Origin of the sequence: Candidatus Providencia siddallii (genome assembly GCF_964026685.1) — a bacterium.
Classification (GTDB): Bacteria; Pseudomonadota; Gammaproteobacteria; order Enterobacterales; family Enterobacteriaceae; genus Providencia_A; species Providencia_A siddallii_A.
In genome coordinates this window covers 415713-437373 of sequence record NZ_OZ034688.1, presented here as the reverse complement: position 1 = coordinate 437373, position 21661 = coordinate 415713, and the positions used below count along the sequence as shown (strand labels likewise).

Sequence of the window (21661 nt, the reverse complement as noted above, 5' to 3'; positions counted from 1 at the left end):
TATTAAAAATAAAAAAAATAAAATAAAATAATTATATATTAAATATTTTTTTATAAATATATTTTAAATATTTTAGAGATTACAATAAATGCAAGATTTACGACTAATTTTAATAATCGTATTTATAATAGCAATTATTGTTTTGCTATTTCATGGTTTATGGACTAACAGTAAAGAACGTTCAAAATTATTTTATGATAAAACATTTTTAAATCATAATAAAGCGATTGATAATAGTAAAGTAATTAATAAAAAATATAAACATAAAAAACCACAAGCAGAAATTAAAGATAACATTAAAACAAATATTGGTTTTAGTTCAGTTTCATTATCAAATAATCTTCTATATAATAAAATATATAAAAAAAAATATAGCGATATTAATAATAAAATTTTTTCTATAAATAAAAATATAAATATTCCAAAAGAAAAAATAAAAATAAATTATGAAAAACAAGAAGGTTTTATTAATAAAGAAAAAATAAAATTTAAAAAAATTGAAGATTTAACAAAAAATGAAAAAATAATTTTAATTCTTCATGTATCAGCTCATCAAGGCAAACTTTTACATGGTGATTCTTTATTAAAAAGCATTATCCAAATTGGATTTAAATTTGGTAAAAAAAAAATTTTTCATAGACATGTTAATTTATCTGGTAGTGGTCCTATTTTGTTTAGTTTAGCTAATATGATTAAACCAGGTTATTTTGATATAAAAACTATGTTTGAGTTAACCACTCTTGGTGTAACTATATTTATGATTATTCCTTGTTATGGTGAAGCTGAACAAAATTTTAAATTAATGTTACAATCAGCTCAATGTATTGCTTCAGATGTTGGTGGTATTGTATTAGATGATGATCGAAGAATGATTACTCCTCAAAAAATAAAAGTTTATTTTGATAAAATCAAAACACATTTAAAGTAATTTTAAAAAAATAAATTTTAATTATATTTATATATAATTAATAAAAATATTTTTTTAAAATTTTAAATAATAACATATACATTATAATAAATTAGTTTAAATATAATTAAAATTGTATAAACATTTAAGTTTACATATAAAGTATTAAATATTTATATTGTAAATGGATATTTAATTATTTCATGATGTTTATAATTTTGTACACTAAAATCATTTACAGTTACCCAATTTTCAATATCTTCTAATTTTTTAATTTTAGGATTAATAATTAATGATGGTAAAGGTAAAGGATTGCGTTTTAATTGAATATTTTGTAATAAATCTAATTGATTTTCGTAAATATGTGCATTTACGATTTTATGATATGCTTTACCGGCTTTATGATTAGTAAGTTGAGCCATTAGCATTAATAAAACAAAACAATGAACTTGATTAAAATTAAGTCCAATAGGAACATCACAACTTCTTTGATATGATGTTAAATACAAAGTATCTTTAAGTAAAGAAAAAGTATGAGTATGCATACATGGACGCAAACAGCCTAGTTCAATTTCTCCTGGATTAAAAAAAGTAATGATTTCAGCTCTATCATCAATTCCATTTTTTAAATTATTAATTACTTTTTTTAATTGATCGTATTTTGTCCCGTCTACTCGTTGCCATTTTCGACCTTGAACACCATAAACGCGACCCATATCATCTTTATATTTACGATTAGGATTTTTTAACCATGCCTTATTTTTATTTGCATTAGCATTCCAAGTGTTACAACCAATTTTTCGAAATTGAGCTGCACTATCATATCCACGTAAATAACCGATTAATTCAGCAATGGCTGTTTTATAAAAACTTTTTCGTGTTGTAATAAGTGGAAAATGATTATTTTTAACATCATATTCTAAATCAACGTTTATAATTGTTAAACAACGCATTCCTGTTCTATTATTTTTAATCCATTGTCCTTCATTAATAATTTTTTTACATAAATCAAGATATGATTTCATATTTTTTTAAATTTTTATTTTTTATATAAAATATTTTTATAACTTAAAATAAACATTATTATTCCAATAATAATCATTGGAATAGATAGTATTTGTCCCATACTAATCCCATTAAATAAACCTAATTGTATATCAGGTTCTCTGAAAAATTCAACAATAAAACGAAAAAAAGCATAGCTAAATAAAAATAAAGCTGAAACACTTCCAGTTGGACGTTGTTTTAAAATAAATAAATTTAGTATAAAAAATAATAAAATTCCTTCTAAAAACATTTCATATAGTTGCGATGGGTGTCTTGGTAATACACCATATTGATCGATAACTTTAAATAAAGAATTATCTTTTATTGCAAGTTCAATATCTTTAATTATTGAATTAGGAAATAAAATTGCCCATGGTGTATTAAGTGTAAAACGTCCATATAATTCTCCGTTAATAAAATTACCTATACGTCCAATTCCTAAACCAAATGGTACAAGTGGGACAATAAAATCAGAAATATATAAAAAGTGTTTATTCTTATAATAAGAATACCACATAATTGATAAAATTGCTCCAATTAATCCACCATGGAAAGACATTCCACCATTCCACACCTTAAATATATAAAATTTATCATTTAAAAAATCTTGGATATTATAAAATAAAACGTAACCAATACGCCCACCTATAAAAATACCTATAAATCCAAGATAAATTATGTTTTCAATTTCATTTTTTTTAAAACCATATTTCTCAGAACGTCGATTAGCAAGCCATAATGCAAATAAAAGAGCAAATAGATACATTAATCCATACCAATAAATAGATATTGGGCCAATTGAAAAAATTATTGGAGAAATATTAGGAAATTCTAAATATTTATTATCCATTATTTATATTAATATTTAAAAAATAAGATATTTATTTTATATTAAAATAATTTAAGTTAAAAAAAGATATATATGATACTTAAATCAAGAATTTAAATTTTTAATTTAATTATCATAAAAAATTTTGTAATTTAGCGAATTAAATTTAAATAAAAATTTTTTTTGTTTTTTAATTTATATTTGTTTTTAAAGATATAACAATTGAAGAAAATTTTTTCATAATTAATCTATAAACTTCTCGTTTAAATGAAACTATATATCTGATAGGATACCAATAACTAACCCATTTCCAACTATCAAATTCTGGAGATTTATTATTTTGCATATTGATATCAGATTCATTGCATTTAAATTCAAGTAAAAACCATTTTTGTTTTTGTCCAATACAAATAGGTTTTTTATTCCAACGTATTAAATGCTTAGGTAATTTATAACATAACCAATGATTGTTAAATGCTAAAAGTTTTACATTATTATGTAATAACCCAATTTCTTCATACAATTCACGATACATTGTTTGTTTACTAGATTCACCATAATCAACCCCACCTTGTGGAAATTGCCATGAATATTTACCATATCTACGAGCCCATAATACTTGTTCATAACGATTGCAGATTATAATTCCTACATTTTTACGAAAACCATTATTATCAATCATTGAATTATCTCTAAAAAAAAATATTTTTTATTTTTGTTATTATATAACTGAATAAATAAAAAAATATTTTATATAGATATTGTAAAAATATTATATTAATCATTAATCAGTATAATATTTTAATTCATTAATGTAAATATTTTATTTTAAAAAATATTAATTATTTATTAAAATGAAATATTTTTATAAAAAATTATTTTGCTTTTATGTTTATAAAGTATACTTTATTTTATATGTTAATATTTTTTATAAAATATTTTTGATTATAAATTAATTTACATTGATAAATTATATTTTTATAAACTTTATGAATTTAAATTTTTTAATATTTAATATTATGAATTATATGATTTTTTTTAAAAAAAAAATATTTATTTTATTTATTATGATTATTTTTTTTATAAGAATATTTCTTTTACAAAATGCTAACGCTAATGTAAAACAAGAAAGTATGTTATTTCCTTTATTAACAAAAGAAAATATTAATAATGATAATAATATTTCACCTATATATATAACATCTAAAAATTTTATTTTCGAATATCCTAATTTTTTTAATTATAAAGGTGATGTTAATATAAAAAAAGAAAATCAAGTATTAATAGCTGATAGCGTAAAATTAACACAAACAATAGAATTAAATCCTGTTAGAAAAGCATTTGCAACAGGTAATGTTATTTATTACGATAAACAAATTTTTTTAAAAGGTTTATCTGCTTTTTATAATTTAAATAATAAAAATTTTGATATTAATAATAGTGAATATTTATTTATAAATAATAAAATAAGAGGAAAAGCTAAAAAAATAAAAATACGTGATAAAAATAGATTTGCAATAATGGATAATTGTACTTTTACTACTTGTTTAGAAAAAGATAATAATTGGAGTATATTAGGTTCAAAAATAATTATTGACCATAAAAAAGAATTAGTTAAAATTTGGAATTCACAGTTTCGTATTGGTTATTTGCCAATTTTTTATAGTCCTTATATAAAATTTTCAATATCTAAAAATAGAACTGGTTTTTTGATTCCAATAGAAAAGTATTCAAGTAATAATGGTTTAGAATTTTCTTTGCCTTATTATATAAATTTTTCTAAGAATTTTAATGCTACTATAACACCTGAATTTATTACTAATCGTGGTATTAAAATAAATAATAAATTTAATTATTTAACAAAAACAGAAACAGGAAATATTGTTTTTGATTTTTTAAAGTACGATTATAAATATATAAAAGATAAAGGATATGAAAAATGTAATATTCGTGATAACAATAGTAGATGGTTGTTGCATTTAGATAACCAAGATAATTATTCAAAGAATTTATTTTTTTTTGTAGATTATACAAAAGTTAGTGATTTTCAATATTTTGTAGACTTTAGTTCTTTGTATGGTGACACTACAGACGGTTATACTAAACAAAAATTTGTAATTGGTTATTCTAATTATAATTTAAACGCGAAAATTATAAAAAAACAATTTCAAATATTTACAGAAAATACGGATGAATATGTATATAAAACTGAACCTCAAATAGATTTTAATTTTTATAAAAATAATTTAAATATATTTAACGTTAAAACTTATATGCAAGCAACTAAATTTGTTAATGTTAGTAATAAGGATATATATACAACAAGATTACATTTAGAACCAGAATTAAATATAACTGTTCCTAATAAATATGTTACTATAAATAATACTTTTAAATTATTTACTACAAAATATAATAATAGTTCATCATATATATATTTAAATAAAAAATTTAATAAAAATATATTTCGAATTTTACCGATGTTAAAAAGTGATTTCAAAATGATTTTAGAACGTGATTTTTTTAATGGAAGTAAATATATATATATACTAGAACCTCATATTCAATATATTTATATTCCATATAAAAATCAAAATAAAATAAATAATTTTGATTCAACATTATTATCATTAGACTATATTGGTATATTTCGTGATAAAATTTATAGCGGTTTAGATCGAATAGCTTCTGCTAATAAAATTATTACTGGTTTAAAAACTACTTTATATGATAAATATTTTTTTGAAAAATTTAATTTTTCTATTGGTCAAATTTACAATCTAAAAACATATGATATTGAAAATTTAAATAATTTTATAAAAAATAAAAATAATAATAATATGAATTCTATTTTATTAGTAAGTAATTTAATGTGGAGATTAAATAAAAACTTTGGTATTCGTGGAGAATTACAATATGATTCAAATATAGGTAATATAACATTTGGTAATTCAGCAGCTGAATATTATGTAAATTCAAATCAATTAATACAATTAAATTATCGTTTTATTAATCATAATTATATTCAAAATATATTTTTAAATTCAACTAATGATAATTATCATAATTTTGTTAAAAAAAAGTATTTAAATAATATTTCACAACTTGGAATAATATTAAATTATCCTTTAAATAAATTTTGGAATTTTTTTGGATCTTATTATTTTGACACAAAACAAAAACAATTATCTAGTAAATTATTTGGTTTACAATATAACACTTCGTGTTTATTAATCAATTTAGGATATGAAAATAAAATTGTTTGGAAAAATAAAAATTTTAATAGTGAATATTATAATAAAATATTAATAAATGTAGAACTTAAAGGATTTGATAATAAAAAAAATTTAAATAAACAAGAATTATTCAATAAAGGTATAATTCCATATCGTTTACTTTTTTAAAAAAAATAAAATAATATTTTTTTGTTGATAATTTTATAGGATTATAATGAATAATTATATAATTGTTTTTTTTATATTAATATTAATAAGTTGTAAAACGTTTGGTTCACCACAACAAATAGATAAAATTATTGCAATTGTTAATAATGAAGTTATATTAGAAAGCGAACTTAATAAGATAATTAATACATCTAAAATAACTATGAAAAATATAAATCAAAAGGATTATAATTTATATATTTTACGTAGTCAAATTCTTGATAAACTTATAAAAGAACGTATTATTTTACAAAAAGCAAAACAAATGCAAATTAATATTCTTCAAGAAGAAATTGATTCTATTATAAAAAGATTATTTAATAAAAATAGTATAATAAATAAAAAACAAAACGATTTAAATAAATATACTGAAGAAATTCGTAAAGAAATATTAATTTATAAAACACAAACTGATGCAGTTAAACATAAAATTATAATTTCTCCAAAAGAAGTCGATACTGTTATAAAACAAATTATTTTTAAAAAAAATAATAAAATAAAACTTGATATTGATCATATTTTAATTTCATTTTCAAAAAAAACAGATAAAAAACGATTGAATACTATATTATTAAAAAATATTTTAAATAAATTAAAAAATAATATTGATTTAAATAAATTAAGAATTATTTTTTATAAAAATCCTAATGTGTTAAAAATAAAAAAAATTAATTTGTTAGAATTAGAAAAATTACCTATTAAAATTTTAGAGAAAATAAAAAAAGCAAAAAATGGTGAAATTATCGGTCCAATATTTTCAAATGCTGGATATAGTATTTTTCGTATTAATAATATATTTTTTGTTGATAAAAATATATTTGTTACTGAAGCAAAAGTACGTCATATTTTAATAAAAGTATCCCCGATAATTAATGATGAACAAGTAAAAGAAAAATTATTCAAAATTTCTAATGAAATTTTGAATGGTAATATTTCTTTTTCAAATGCTGCGGAAAAATATTCTGAAGATTTAAATACTTCGTCAAAAGGAGGTGAATTAGGTTGGAATATGATTGAAATATATCATCCAAAATTTTTTGATATATTAATAAAATTAAAAAAAGGTGAATTAAGTAAACCTATTAATACAAATATAGGTTGGCATTTAATTCAATTAGAAGATATACGTAGTATTAATAAAACAAAATTTGTCAATTATGAAGAAGCATATAATATATTATTTAATCGTAAATTAAATGATGAAGTAGAAAACTGGATTCAAGAACAAGTTTCCACTTCATACATAAAAATTTTTAATAATTTTATTTAAAAAATGAAAATTAAACCTATTATAATAACAGCTGGAGAACCAGCTGGTATTGGTCCAGATTTACTTATACAAATTATTCAAAAAAAATTAACAGTACCAATAGTAGCTTGTATTGATCCCGAATTATTATTTATTAGAAGTAAACAATTAAATTTATCAATAAAAATAAAAGAATATTCATCTGATATTATTTATGAAAATCATATTGCTAAAACATTATTCGTTTTACCTGTTAAATTAAATGTTCCAGTAAAAACTGGTATTTTAGATGTAAAAAATAGTGCATATGTAATTAAAACTTTATTAAGATCTTATGATGGATGTTTAAATGGAGAATTTTCTGCTATTGTAACTGGGCCTGTGCATAAAGGTATTATTAATAAAGCAGGTATAAATTTTACTGGTCATACAGAATTTTTTGCTAAGTATAGTTGTTGTGAACATGTTGTTATGATGTTTGTTTCAAAATATTTAAAAGTTGCTTTAGTTACAACGCATTTAAGATTAAAAGATGTATCTAAAGCTATTACTAAAGAAAATTTATTTAAAATAATTACTGTTCTAAATAATGAATTAAAATTAAAATTTAATATAAAATCACCTAAAATTTATGTTTGTGGGTTAAACCCACATGCAGGTGATGATGGTTATATTGGTACAGAAGAAATAGATATTATAAAACCAGTTTTAAATAAATTAAAAACTAATGGTATTAATTTAATTGGACCTATTTCTTCTGATACTTTATTTTTATATAAAAATTTTACTTATTCTGATGTTATTTTGGTTATGTATCATGATCAAGGTATTCCTGCATTAAAATATAAAAATTTTGGAGAATTAGTAAATATTACTTTAGGTCTTCCAGTTATTAGAACTTCTGTTGATCATGGTACAGCACTTAATCTTGCAGGAACTTCTAAAGCTAGTTCTAAAAGTTTTTTAAATGCATTAAATTTAGCGATTCAAATCGTATTCAATATCAATGAAAAATCAAATTTATAAAGGACATTTAATTCGTAAATGTTTTGGACAAAATTTTTTGATTGATAATTTTGTTATAAAAAATATAGTTAATATTATAGATCCGAAACCTGATCAATCTATTATTGAAATTGGACCTGGTTTTGGATCTTTGACAAAAGTTATATGCAATAAAATAAATAATATAACAGTTATAGAAATTGATTCTAATTTAGTAAAATATTTAATATCAAATAGTTTCTTAAAAAATAAAATAACAGTTATTCATAAAAATGCTATGATGTTTAATTTTGGTTTATTTGCAAAACAAAAAGGGCAATCTATTCGTATTTTTGGTAATTTACCTTATAATATATCTACACAATTAATTTTTTATTTATTTAAATTTAATAATTTAATTTTTGATATGCATTTTATGTTACAAAAAGAAGTAGTAAATAGATTAATAGCAAAACCTGGTAATAAAAATTATGGTAGTTTAAGCGTAATCATACAGTATTATTGTAATGTTATTCCAATATTAGAAGTTTTACCTACATCTTTTATTCCTATACCAAAAGTTTATTCTTCTTTTGTTAAATTAGTTCCTCATAAAAAAAAACAATATTTTGTTAAAAATATTAATTTATTAAAATTTATTACAAAACAAGCATTTAATAATCGTCGTAAAACTATAAAAAATAGCTTAAAAAAGTATTTTAATGTCAATCAGCTTATTAATTTAAATATAAATCCAGAATTACGTGCTGAAAATATTTCTTTTGAAGAGTATTGTAAAATGTCTAATTATCTTGATGTTATATAAATTTTACATGAAATATTATGTCTACATATATTATAGGTGATGTTCATGGTTGTTATAATGAATTATGTGCATTGTTAAATTTTGTTAAATTTAATCCACAATTAGATACATTATGGTTAACAGGTGATTTAGTTTCACGAGGACCTGAATCACTTAATGTATTGCGTTATATAAAATCACTTAAATCTTCTGTTCGTATTGTTCTTGGTAATCATGATTTACATTTGATAAAAAAATATTCTAAAATTAATTGTATAAAAAATAAACATAATTTTAATAAAATAATATATTCATCTGATTTTAATGATTTAATAAATTGGTTACGTTGTCAACCGTTATTACAAATTGATAAAGAAAAAAAAATAATAATGACTCATGCAGGAATTTTTCCTAAATGAGATCTTGAAACTGTATGTATATGTGCAAAAAAAATAGAAAATATATTATCTAGTGATAATTATCAATTATTTGTGAATTCAATATATGATTATGAATCAATTAATTGGTCAAAAAAACTATCAGGTTTATCTGAGTTATGTTTTATTGTAAATGCATTAACAAAGTTACGTTATTGTTTTTTGGATGGACAACTTGATATGTTTCATAAAGATACTCCTAAAAAATATTTTTCATTTATTAAACCTTGGTTTTATTTTATAAGAAAAATACCTAAAGAATATTCATTATTTTTTGGACATTGAGCTTCATTAGATGGAAAATACACACCAGAAAATATATTTGCTATGGATAGAGGTTGCTGTTGGGGTGGGTATTTAGCATTATATCATTGGGATAAAAAAAAATTTTATTATCAAAAATCTTATCAAAAAAAATAAAATATTTTTTATTTAAAAATATTTTTTTTAAATATTTTTGTATAATAACTATATGTATTATTTTTATCAGCCTTATGATATTTATTATATATTAAATCCCAATTATTAATATTATATGAAGGGAAAAATGTATCACCAGGAATTTTAATATTAATTTGAGTTAAATAAAGTTTATTTGCTAATGGTAAAAATTGTTGATATATTTTACTACCACCAATAATCATAATTTCTTTATGATTTTTAGCTTTGTTTGCAATTTCTAATGCTTTTCTTATAGAAGATGCCCAAAAAATATTTTTTTTATTAATATGTTTTTTATTGCTTATGACTATGTTAATGCGTTTTATTAATGGATGTCCTATAGATTCATAAGTAACCCGTCCCATAATTATTGGTTTATTTAATGTATTTTTTTTAAACCAAGCTAACTCATTTGTTAAATTTCATGGTATTTTTTTTTTTATACCAATTACTTTATTGATAGACATTGCTGTAATTAAACTAATATTCATTTTTTCACCAAAAATATTTTTATAAAATATAAAATATTAATAAAAATTATTATTATTTTATTAAAATTTTATATATTATAATTAAAAAGAATAATTTTTATATAAATAAATTATTATGTTAATTATAATATATGTTAGTTAATTTAAATTTTAAAGTATTTTAAAAGTATTTTTTTATGAATATATTTTTTAAAAGAGAATTTTTTATAATTTTAAAAAAAATAACTATTAATTAAAAACATTAAAAATCTAATTTAAAAATATTATTTATATATTTTTTTTCTTTCAATAATAACTCCAACTTGATTTGCATATGCTATAGCATGTGGTTTTAAAACTTTGACACGAACCCAAGGACTTTTAAAATTTATAATTAATAAATTTGCAATTTTTTCTGCTACTTCTTCTATTAAATTAAATTTATTTTTTTTTAAATATAAAATAATTAATTTACTTACTTTTTCATAATCCAAATAATGTTTAGCTTTTTTTTTGAAAAAAAAATGATTTTTTATATATCCAAGTTCAATATTTAAAATTAATTTTTGTTCTATTTTTTGTTCCCAATCATATATACCGATTTTAGTAAAAACTAATAATTGTTCAATAAAAATAATATCCATATATATTTTCCTTAATTTTTATACAAAATAATTGTATTTTATATTATTATATATATAATATATTTATTATTTTTTTTTGTTTTTAAAATATTTTAAATTTATAATTTAAAATATTTTAAATAATTATAAAAAAATATTAATATTAATAGTTTATTAATTTTATGTTATTTAATTTTTAAAAAATATTTATATATAAAATTTTTAAATGTTTTTATTATATATTCTATTTAATTATTATATAATACTTATATATAATTAGAAATCTAATAAATAAATTATTTTTTTAAATATATATTTATTTTTATAAAATTAATTATTTTAATTTATATACATTTTGAAAATAAAATAACAAATCATATTGATTAATGTAAATAATTTATAATAAAACGATTTTTTTTAATTTTATTATTTTATAAAATTTTTTTTCATTATTTTTAATTAATTATTGTTTTATTTTTTTATAAAAATAAATTGTTTTATATATGAAGTTATTTTTGTAAAAAGTAATTTTTATAATTATGAAATATGATTTTCGTTAATTAAATATTTATATAAAAAATATTTAATTAATAGTTATTTGTTTAATTTAATTAAAATTCACAAAAATTATTTTTTTATTTTTTTATTTGGTATATTTATAAAATAAATATAATTAATTTTATTTTATTACTAATTATTTTTATAATTGTTTTTAAAATATATTTTTTTATATAATTCATTTAAAATATTTTTATTATAATAATGTTCTTTTATAAAAAAATATTATTATTTTTATTTATTTGATTATTAATATTAACAATTAAAAAAAAATATTTTTTAAAGTGTTTTCATAATAAAAAAATCTAAAATTTTAGTTTAATATATTATGTTTAATAAAAAACAAAAAAAAGTTGTTATAGCTATGTCTGGTGGTGTTGATTCATCTGTATCTGCTTATTTATTAAAACAATACGGATATGAAGTTATAGGTTTATTCATGAAAAATTGGGAAGAAGATGATAATGTTAATTATTGTTCTTCATCAATTGATTTAGCGGATGCTATTTCTGTTTGTGATAAATTAAATATTGAATTGCATACAATAAATTTTTCATCAGAATATTGGAATAAAGTATTTAAACATTTTTTATCAGAATATGAAACTGGTAGAACACCAAATCCTGATATTTTATGTAATAAGGAAATTAAATTTAAAGATTTTTTTAATTTTGCTATTAAAAACTTTAAAGCAGATTATATCGCAACTGGACATTATGTTCGTAATAGAAATATTAATGGAAAAAGTCAATTATTACGCGGATCAGATAAAAATAAAGATCAAAGTTATTTTCTATATACACTTAGCTATAAACAAATATCTAAATGTATTTTTCCTATAGGAAATCTTAATAAAACAAAAGTACGATATATAGCATCAAAAATTAATTTAATTACAGCTAAAAAAAAAGATTCTACAGGAATATGTTTTATTGGTAAACGTAATTTTTTTAATTTTTTAAGTTATTATTTAAAAATAAAACCAGGGGAAATTATTACTGATGATGGTAAAATTATTGGACAACATAATGGTATAATGTATTATACTCTAGGGCAACGCAAAGGACTTGGAATAGGAGGTATTAAAAACGCTTTAGAAAAACCTTGGTATGTAATTGATAAAAATATAAAAAAAAACCAACTTATTGTTGCACAAGATAATAAACATCCTCGTTTAATGTCGTCAGGTTTAATCGCACAACAGTTATATTGGGTGAACAGAGAAGAAATAACACAATTACGTTGTGTTGTAAAAACACGTTATAGACAATCTGATATACCTTGTACAATTATTAAAATTAATAAAAATAATATAAAAGTAAATTTTGATTATCCTGTGTCAGCTGTTACTCCCGGGCAATCTGCAGTTTTTTATATAAATGAAGTTTGTATTGGCGGCGGGGTTATTGATTCTATTATTCATTAGATATTTAATGTTTTCATTAAACAAAGATTTAAATAATTATAAAAATAATTTTGAGGCTTTTAATGAAATTATCTTCACTTAGTGCTATTTCTCCTATTGATGGTAGATATGCTGATAAAGTAAGTGTATTACGTCCTATATTTAGTGAATTTGGTTTATTAAAATTTCGTGTTCAAGTAGAAATTTTTTGGTTAAAAAAAATTTCAGAAATAGAAAAAATAAAAGAAGTTTCTTTATTAAGTAAATCTGCAATTTTATATTTAAATAAAATTATTTCAAATTTTTCTGAACAAGATGCTATACGTATTAAGGAAATCGAACGTATTACTAATCATGATATAAAAGCAGTAGAATATTTTTTAAAAGAAAAAGTTTCTTCTATTAATGAATTATGTAAAATTTCTGATTTTTTTCATTTCGCTTGTACATCTGAAGATATTAATAATATATCATATGCATTAATGTTAAAAATTACACGTGAAAAAATTTTATTACCAAAATGGCAGCAAATTATTAATACAATAAAAACTATGGCGTTAAAATATAAAAATATACCATTATTATCTCGTACTCATGGTCAACCTGCTACACCATCTACAGTTGGTAAAGAATTTGCAAATATAGTATATCGTTTAAAACGACAATATGTTCAATTTGAACAAACTGAAATTTTGGCGAAAATAAATGGTGCTGTTGGCAATTATAATGCTCATATGATTGCTTACCCTGATATAAGATGGCATAAAATAAGCGAAGAATTTATTACGTCATTAGGATTAAAATGGAATCCATTTACAACGCAAATTGAACCGCATGATTATATGTCTGAATTTTTTGATTGTATAATTCGTTTTAATACTATAATTTTAAATTTTGATCAAGATATTTGGGGGTATATCGCGTTAAATCATTTTAAACAAAAAAAATATATACATGAAATTGGGTCGTCGACCATGCCTCATAAAATTAATCCTATTAATTTTGAAAATTCTGAAGGAAATTTAGGAATATCAAATTCAATTTTAAAACACTTGTCAAATAAATTACCTATTTCTCGTTGGCAAAGAGATTTAAGCGATTCCACTGTATTACGTAATATAGGTGTTGCTATAGGATATTCTTTGGTAGCTTACCAATCAACTTTAATTGGTTTGAATAAATTAAAAGTTAATAAAAAAAATTTACTTAATGAATTAGAACAAAATTGGATTATATTAGGTGAAGCTCTTCAAGTTGTTATGCGTCGTTATCGAATAGATAAATCATATGAAAAAGTAAAAAAATTAACTCGCGGCAAAAAAATAACTCCTAGAATTATAAAAAATTTTATTAATAATTTAAATTTACCAGAATATGAAAAAGAACGATTAAAAAAAATAACACCAGCAAACTATATAGGTTATGCTTCTGATTTTTTAAATTATTTAAAATAATTTATATAGAATGTTTTATATTTATAAATATTTTTTTGTTATTTAAATATTTGTAATATTTTTAATTATATATTTTTCAAAAAAAAAAAAAAAAAATATATATAATTTTATATTTTTTTGTATATAATTATTAAATTAAATAAAATTTATTTTTTATTTAAATATTTTTAGGAAAATAATATATAATATATCTTTATATTATTTTTTTAAAATATGCGTAGGTTTTATTTTATTTGCACGATATGCTGGGTATAAACTAGCTAATAAACTAAGAATGATAGTTGTTACTAATACATAAATAATGTTTATTATTTTTAACTTAGAAGGTAAGAAATTTATAAAATAAACATCACTAGAAAGAAAATTATATTTTGTTAAAAATTCTATTTTTTTTATTATTTTAGTAATATTTAATGATATTAAAATACCCAATATAATACCAATAAATGAACTAATTAATCCATAAATTAATCCATACCATAAAAAAATTTTATAAATATGATTATTTTTAATACCTAAAGATCTTAAAATTGCAATATCTATAATTTTATTTTTTACAGTTATCATTAATATTGAAACAATATTAAAACATGCAACTCCTATTATTAAAAACATTGATAAATATAAAATACCACGAATAGTTTGTATATCATTATACATGTATCCATAATCATCAATCCAACTTTTCACAACAACATTTTGCATTGTTCTTAATCCAGCATTAAAAACTATTTTACTAGCTTTAAAAGGATCTTCTACTTTTATTATAAAACCAGTTATAGCATTATTATAATTAAGAAATTCTTGTGCATTTTTTATTGTAATTAATGCAAATTGTTGATCTAAAAAACCATTTAAACGTAAAAAACCAATAACATGAACACGAATACGATTATTTTGTTGTATATTTGTTATTTTTTTTATATTTGGTATTATTATTGTAATCCAATCATTTAATTTTATATTTAATAATTTAGCTAATCCTTCTCCAAGAATAATTGATTGATTATTTTGCATAAAATGTTTTCATCCATCATTTAAAACAAAATGATGTAAATTAGTAATTTGATTTTGTTTTTCTGGTGAAATACACATTATTTGTGTTGTTTTTAATTTTATACCATTTTCAATTATTCCTATAAAATTTATATATTCACTAACACCTAAGACTCCTGGTGTTTTTTTAATTTTATTTTTTGCTAAATACCAATTTTTATATGGTTGTTTAATTGAATAAATTTGTCCATGTGGAATTACTGAAATAATGCGATTATTTAGTTCTTGTTCAAATCCATTAATTGCACTTAGTCCAATTATTATAACAGTAATACCTAAGATTATGCCAAAAATTGCAATAATTGACATAAAAGATAAAATATTGATTTTACGAAAAATATTACTAAAACGTATAGCTGTAAATAATGAAAAAAATAACATTAAATTATTTCCAAGATTATTTTTGTTTTAAATAACCATCATATATTTCAAATTGTCGATCTGTTTGTTTTGCTATAGAATTATCATGAGTTACAATTAAAATTGTTGTTTTTAATTTATTATTGATTGTTTTTAATAAATCAAAAACAATATTTTTATTGTATAAATCAAGATTTCCTGTGGGTTCATCTGCTAAAACTAAAATTGGTTTATTTATTAACGCTCTTGCTATAGCTACTCTTTGACTTTCACCTCCAGATAATTCTGATGGAAAACAATTAAGTTTTTTATTCATACCAACTATCTTTAACATTTCAGAAGCTATTATAAATGATTTTTTTTTTGTATTTTTTCCTATTAATAAAGGAATTGCAACATTTTCTAAAGATGTAAAATCATGCAATAAATGATGAAATTGATATATAAAACCTATTTTTTTATTTCGAATAATAGCTCGTTCATTTGATGAAAGCTTATTAATATATTTTCCACAAAAAATTATATTTCCACTTGATGGTGTATCTAACCCACCTAACATATGTAATAATGTACTTTTACCAGAACCTGAACTACCAATAATTGTTATTAATTCACCTTTATTAATTGAAAAATTAATATTTTTTAATACTTGTAATGAACAAATTTTGTTTTTATAAATTTTATTTAAATTTTCACATATAAGGATTTGTTTATTCATATCGCAAAATTTTAATTGGTTCAATTGTTGAAGCGATAAAAGAAGGATATATTGTTGCAAACATTGAAAATAATATTGTAAAAAATAAAATAATAAAAATATTGAAATAATCAATTACAACAGGTATTGTAATATATGTAGATGTTATTTTAAATATATGCATAAATGTATTTATTTGAAAAGAAAATATTACACCTAATATAACTCCAAGTAACGATCCAATAATCGTAAGAATACTACCTTGAAATATAAAAATAGTTAAAATATTTTTTTTATTTAACCCTAAAGTTTTTAAAATAGCTATTTCTTTCTTTTTTTCTATTACAAGTAAAAAAAGTGAGCTTATAATATTAAATACTGCTACAATAATAATTAAACTTAATAACAAAAACATCATATTTTTTTCCATTTTTACAGATTGAAATAAATTTCCTTTTTTTTCTCTCCAATCAATCCATATTAAATTATCTGGTAAATGTTGTTTACTTAAAATATCTACTTTTAATGGATCATCAAGAAACAAACGCCATCCTGTAATATGTTCATTAGGATAATGTAATATTTTGATTGCATCCTGTTTAGAAACAAGTAATTCATTTTCATCAGAATCGCTGTCAGTTTTAAATATTCCAGAAACAGTAAATATTTTATGATTTGGTATTCGTCCTAATGGTGTTAATGTATTCACATTTGGTGCGATTAAACGTATTTTGTCAAAATATTTTATATTTAAATTTTCTGCTAGTTTTATACCTATAAAAACATTATATTTGCCATTAATTAAAGAGTTGCGATTACCTATTATTAATTTATCTAATAATAATGATTTTTTAGATGAATCAATTCCTGTAATTATTGCAAGCATAACATTATTTTTACTTTGTAAATAAATATCATCTGTTATAATTTCTTCAATTCTATTAATTCCTTTTATTTTATTTAATTTTTTAATTGAATAATTTTTAGGATTAATATGTCTTGATGTAGTTGTTAATATTGCATGAGGAATATAAGTAAAAATATTTTTTTGTAATAATTTTTCAAAACCATTCATTACTGATGTGATTATAATTAATGATGTAACACCAATTGTTATCCCAATAGTTGATAAAATTGATATGAATAATCTAAATTTATCAATTGAATTACCACGTATATAACGTAAACCTATAAAAAGAGAAACTGATTGATTCATAAGATTGTTAATTCTTTTATTTTTAATATTGCACGTGATATTTTTTATAAATAAAATATTTAGTTATTTTTTATATTTAATTAAGTATAATTTAATTTATAAGATTTTTTATTAATATTATTTTATTTTTTTAAAATTTAATATCATTTTTTTTATAAATAATTATTTTAATACAAAATAATTAAAAATTTGTTTTTGATTAGCAGGTATTTTATGTTATCAAAGTTTAATTATGAATTTCCTATTTATAATAATGACATACTTTATTTAGGATGTTTAATTGGTGTTTCTAGTTTATTTGAATATGGAGATATTATTAATAAACATAAAGGATTAGTAGTTATAGTTGTAAAAAAAACACAAGATAAATTACGTTTATGCGAAGAAATAAAATGTTTTACAAAACATCCTGTTGAAATATTTCATGATTGGGAGACATTGCCGTACGATAAATTTTCACCAAGTCAAGAAATAATATCTAATAGATTATTAGTGTTATATAAATTATTAAAAATAAAAAAAGGAGGTTTAATTATTTCAATTAATACTTTAATGCAAAAAATTTGCCCTAAAAATTTTTTAATAGAAAATACATTAATTGTAAATAAAGGTGATAAAATATCTATTGATGATTTTAAAAAAAAATTAGAAAAAATTGGTTATAGTCATGTTATACAAATTTCAACATATGGAGAGTATATTGTTCGTGAAACATTAATAGATTTATTTCCAATGGGAAATACAATAGCATTTCGAATTATTTTTTTTAAAAATAAAATCACTATTTTATACACTTTAAATATTAATTCACAACATATAGTAAAAGAAGTTGATAATATTATTTTATTGCCAATTCATGAATTTATAATCAATGAAAAATCAATTGAAAATTTTTGTAATCAATGGAAAAAACATTTTAAAACTTATGAGAATTTTGAATATATTTATCAACAAATTAATAAAAAGAAAAAACAAGTTGGAATTGAATATTGGTATCCTTTTTTTTATTCTGATTCTCTATCTTCAATCTTTGATTATTTACCTAAAAATACTCTTTTTATTTTACAAAAATTAATGAAAATTGCTCAAAATTTTCAAAAAGATATAAAACAACGTTATGAAAATAATAATAATTTAAAAAGTCCTTTGCTTTATCCTGATATTTTATGGTTAAGTGTTGATAACCTTAAAGAATTTTTAAATAAATGGCCTCGTATTTATTTTTCAAATAAAAAATTGATAAATAAAAAAAATATTATAAATTTAAATTATTTATCATTACCAAATATAAAAGTACAAATAGAAAATAAAAAATCATTAGAAAAATTACGTTTATTTATTGAACAATTTAATGGAAAAATTATTTTTTTTGCAAAAAGTAAATTCAGTAGTCAAATTATTATTGAATTATTAGCTAGTATAAATGTTATAGTAAAATTAGTTAATGATTATAAAGATTATTTAAAAAATCGTTTTACGATTATAATTTGTACAGGTAAATATGGTTTTATTAATAAGTTAGATAATATTGCTGTAATTTGTGAAAATGATTTATTTGGTGAACAAAATATTGATTTTTATTTAAATAATTATTATAAAAAAAATATAAATACATATATCAATGATATTGATGAATTATATTTTAATCAAGCTGTAGTACATATAGAACATGGAATAGGTAGGTATCAAGGATTAATTACTATAAAAACCAACAATATTAAAGCTGATTATATTATTGTAATGTATGCAGATAATGTTAAATTATATGTTCCAATTTTATCTTTAAACTTAATTAGTAAATATGTAAGTAATTCTAATAAAAATATTACATTAAATAAACTTGGAAGTGATAATTGGATAAAAGCAAAACAAAAAGCGTTTAAAAAAACTAGAGATATTGCTGTAGAATTACTTGATATTTATGCAAAACGTAAATTAAAAGTAGGTTTTTCTTATAAAATAAAAGAGAATATTTATAAAAAATTTTGTAAAAATTTTTCGTTTGAAATAACTAAAGATCAAAAAAATGCAATTAATTCTGTTATATTAGATATGTGTAAAACAACACCAATGGATAGATTGATCTGCGGTGATGTTGGTTTTGGAAAAACCGAAGTAGCAATGAGAGCTGCATTTATTTCTGTAACTAATAACAAACAAGTTGCAATATTAGTTCCAACAACGTTGCTTGCTCAACAACATTATGATAATTTTAAAAAAAGATTTTTAGATTTTTCTGTTAAAATTGAAGTATTATCTAGATTTAAAACAATTAAAGAACAACAAAAAATACTTTTAAAAATATCAGAAGGTGAAATTAATATACTTATTGGAACCCATAAAATATTGCAAAAAAATATAAAATGGAAAAATCTTGGTTTACTTATAATTGATGAAGAACATCGTTTTGGTGTTCGTCATAAAGTACTTATTAATTCTATGCGTTCAAATATTGATGTTTTAACATTAACTGCTACACCAATACCACGTACTTTGGATATGGCAATAAATGAAATTCGAGATCTTTCTGTTATTTTTACACCGCCAGTTAATCGTTTATCTGTAAAAACTTTTGTATATCAATATAATGAAAAAATTATTAGAGAAGCAATTTTACATGAAATATCACGTGGTGGAAAAGTTTATTATCTTTATAATAATGTAGATTATATAGAAAATGTTAAAATACAATTAGAAAAACTAGTTCCTGAAGCTAATTTTTTAATTGCTCATGGCCAAATGCGTGAGAAAAAACTTAAAAATGTAATGATAGATTTTTGTAATTTATGTTTTAATGTATTAATATGTACTACTATTATTGAGACAGGTATTGACATACCTACTGCAAATACAATTATTATTGAACGAGCAGATAATTTTGGTCTTGCTCAATTACATCAACTTAGAGGTCGTGTAGGTAGATCTCATTATCAAGGATATGCATATTTGTTAATTCCTAATCCAAAAAATATGACAATGAATGCTAAAAAACGAATTGAAGTAATTTCTTCTTTTAATGAATTGGGTTCTGGCTTTACGATTTCAATGCATGACCTTGAAATTAGAGGTTCTGGTGAATTATTAGGTGAAGAACAAAGTGGTCAAATTAATACTATAGGTCATACCTTATATATTAAATTATTAAAAAACGCAATAAAATCATTAAAAAAAGGTAAAGAACCTTCATTAATAGATTTAATATCTCAACAAACAGAACTTGAATTACATATATCTTCTATATTATCAGAGAAATATATACAAAATGTAAATATTAGACTTTCATTTTATAAACGAATTGCTAATATTAAAAGCGAATATGAAATTAATGAATTACGAGCTGAGCTTATAGATCGGTTTGGAATTTTACCGGATGAAAGTGAATATTTATTTATTTTTTCTAAAATTAAATTAAAAGCAAAGTCTTTAGGTATAAAACGTATAGAAGCTTGTAAAAATGGTGGTTTTATTGAATTTAATAAAAAAAATAATATTAATCAAAAATTTTTAATTAGTTTACCTTTAAATAATTCTAATATTTATTGTTTAGATGGTCCTTTTAAGATAAAATTTTTTTATAATTTAATTGATAAAAATAAAAGAATTAATTTTGTAAAACAATTGATTGATGATTTCGAAAAAAATAAATTAAATTAATTTAAATATTTATAATATCATTTTTT

At 19.9% G+C, this 21661-nt stretch carries 17 protein-coding genes; 9 read left to right on the top strand and 8 right to left on the bottom strand.

What is annotated here, in order from left to right; genetic code table 4:
* Positions 1-88: 88 nt before the first annotated feature.
* Positions 89-928, top strand: coding sequence for a cell division protein ZipA (zipA, locus tag AAGD61_RS01860; RefSeq protein ID WP_341764763.1), 840 nt, complete (start codon positions 89-91; stop codon positions 926-928).
* A 152-nt stretch (positions 929-1080) separates the two neighbouring features.
* Here zipA and AAGD61_RS01855 read toward each other — a convergent pair whose 3' ends face one another.
* The 3 genes from AAGD61_RS01855 to rppH form a co-directional block, all read right to left on the bottom strand.
* Positions 1081-1932 carry a thymidylate synthase gene (locus tag AAGD61_RS01855; RefSeq protein ID WP_341764762.1) on the bottom strand — a complete coding sequence of 284 codons (852 nt, stop codon included), beginning with the start codon at positions 1930-1932 and terminating at the stop codon, positions 1081-1083.
* Between the two features lie 14 nt (positions 1933-1946).
* Positions 1947-2804: a prolipoprotein diacylglyceryl transferase gene (lgt, locus tag AAGD61_RS01850; RefSeq protein ID WP_341764761.1), complete on the bottom strand. Its 858-nt coding sequence runs from the start codon at positions 2802-2804 to the stop codon at positions 1947-1949.
* Between the two features lie 169 nt (positions 2805-2973).
* Entirely contained in the window at positions 2974-3465 is a 492-nt protein-coding gene (gene rppH / locus AAGD61_RS01845; protein WP_341764760.1) for an RNA pyrophosphohydrolase, read from the bottom strand.
* 385 nt (positions 3466-3850) lie between these two features.
* On the opposite strand from rppH, the gene lptD reads away from it, so the two are divergent.
* Genes lptD through apaH form a run of 5 tightly spaced genes read left to right on the top strand, consistent with a single transcriptional unit; the run spans position 3851 to position 10121 of the window.
* The gene (gene lptD, locus AAGD61_RS01840; protein ID WP_341764759.1) at positions 3851-6187 is read left to right on the top strand and encodes an LPS assembly protein LptD; all 2337 of its coding nucleotides are present in this window, start codon (positions 3851-3853) and stop codon (positions 6185-6187) included.
* Between the two features lie 46 nt (positions 6188-6233).
* Positions 6234-7496, top strand: a complete 1263-nt coding sequence (locus AAGD61_RS01835; RefSeq protein ID WP_341764758.1) for a peptidylprolyl isomerase — start codon at positions 6234-6236, stop codon at positions 7494-7496.
* A gap of 3 nt (positions 7497-7499) precedes the next feature.
* Positions 7500-8501 (top strand): 4-hydroxythreonine-4-phosphate dehydrogenase PdxA, encoded by a 1002-nt coding sequence (pdxA, locus tag AAGD61_RS01830; RefSeq protein WP_341764757.1) that lies wholly within the window; start codon positions 7500-7502, stop codon positions 8499-8501.
* Entirely contained in the window at positions 8482-9285 is an 804-nt protein-coding gene (rsmA, locus tag AAGD61_RS01825) for a 16S rRNA (adenine(1518)-N(6)/adenine(1519)-N(6))-dimethyltransferase RsmA (protein ID WP_341764756.1), read from the top strand. The genes pdxA and rsmA overlap by 20 nt, the downstream gene beginning before the upstream one ends.
* Positions 9286-9302: 17 nt before the next feature.
* A complete protein-coding gene (gene apaH / locus AAGD61_RS01820) occupies positions 9303-10121 on the top strand; it encodes a bis(5'-nucleosyl)-tetraphosphatase (symmetrical) ApaH (RefSeq protein ID WP_341764755.1) in 819 nt (272 codons plus the stop codon).
* A gap of 8 nt (positions 10122-10129) precedes the next feature.
* Here apaH and folA read toward each other — a convergent pair whose 3' ends face one another.
* Positions 10130-10633, bottom strand: coding sequence for a type 3 dihydrofolate reductase (gene folA / locus AAGD61_RS01815; protein ID WP_341764754.1), 504 nt, complete (start codon positions 10631-10633; stop codon positions 10130-10132).
* 263 nt (positions 10634-10896) lie between these two features.
* Positions 10897-11256: a FolB domain-containing protein gene (locus AAGD61_RS01810; RefSeq protein WP_341764753.1), complete on the bottom strand. Its 360-nt coding sequence runs from the start codon at positions 11254-11256 to the stop codon at positions 10897-10899.
* An 865-nt stretch (positions 11257-12121) separates the two neighbouring features.
* On the opposite strand from AAGD61_RS01810, the gene mnmA reads away from it, so the two are divergent.
* Positions 12122-13219: a tRNA 2-thiouridine(34) synthase MnmA gene (gene mnmA, locus AAGD61_RS01805; RefSeq protein WP_341764752.1), complete on the top strand. Its 1098-nt coding sequence runs from the start codon at positions 12122-12124 to the stop codon at positions 13217-13219.
* Positions 13220-13281: 62 nt separating this feature from the next.
* Positions 13282-14652, top strand: a complete 1371-nt coding sequence (purB, locus tag AAGD61_RS01800; RefSeq protein WP_341764751.1) for an adenylosuccinate lyase — start codon at positions 13282-13284, stop codon at positions 14650-14652.
* Between the two features lie 198 nt (positions 14653-14850).
* Here purB and lolE read toward each other — a convergent pair whose 3' ends face one another.
* The 3 genes from lolE to AAGD61_RS01785 are packed head-to-tail and all read right to left on the bottom strand — an operon-like array spanning position 14851 to position 17981.
* A complete protein-coding gene (gene lolE / locus AAGD61_RS01795) occupies positions 14851-16089 on the bottom strand; it encodes a lipoprotein-releasing ABC transporter permease subunit LolE (RefSeq protein ID WP_341764750.1) in 1239 nt (412 codons plus the stop codon).
* Between the two features lie 16 nt (positions 16090-16105).
* Positions 16106-16786: a lipoprotein-releasing ABC transporter ATP-binding protein LolD gene (gene lolD, locus AAGD61_RS01790; protein WP_341764749.1), complete on the bottom strand. Its 681-nt coding sequence runs from the start codon at positions 16784-16786 to the stop codon at positions 16106-16108.
* Positions 16779-17981 carry a lipoprotein-releasing ABC transporter permease subunit gene (locus AAGD61_RS01785; protein ID WP_341764748.1) on the bottom strand — a complete coding sequence of 401 codons (1203 nt, stop codon included), beginning with the start codon at positions 17979-17981 and terminating at the stop codon, positions 16779-16781. The genes lolD and AAGD61_RS01785 overlap by 8 nt, the downstream gene beginning before the upstream one ends.
* 213 nt (positions 17982-18194) lie before the next feature.
* On the opposite strand from AAGD61_RS01785, the gene mfd reads away from it, so the two are divergent.
* Positions 18195-21635, top strand: coding sequence for a transcription-repair coupling factor (mfd, locus tag AAGD61_RS01780; RefSeq protein WP_341764747.1), 3441 nt, complete (start codon positions 18195-18197; stop codon positions 21633-21635).
* Positions 21636-21661 lie beyond the last annotated feature (26 nt).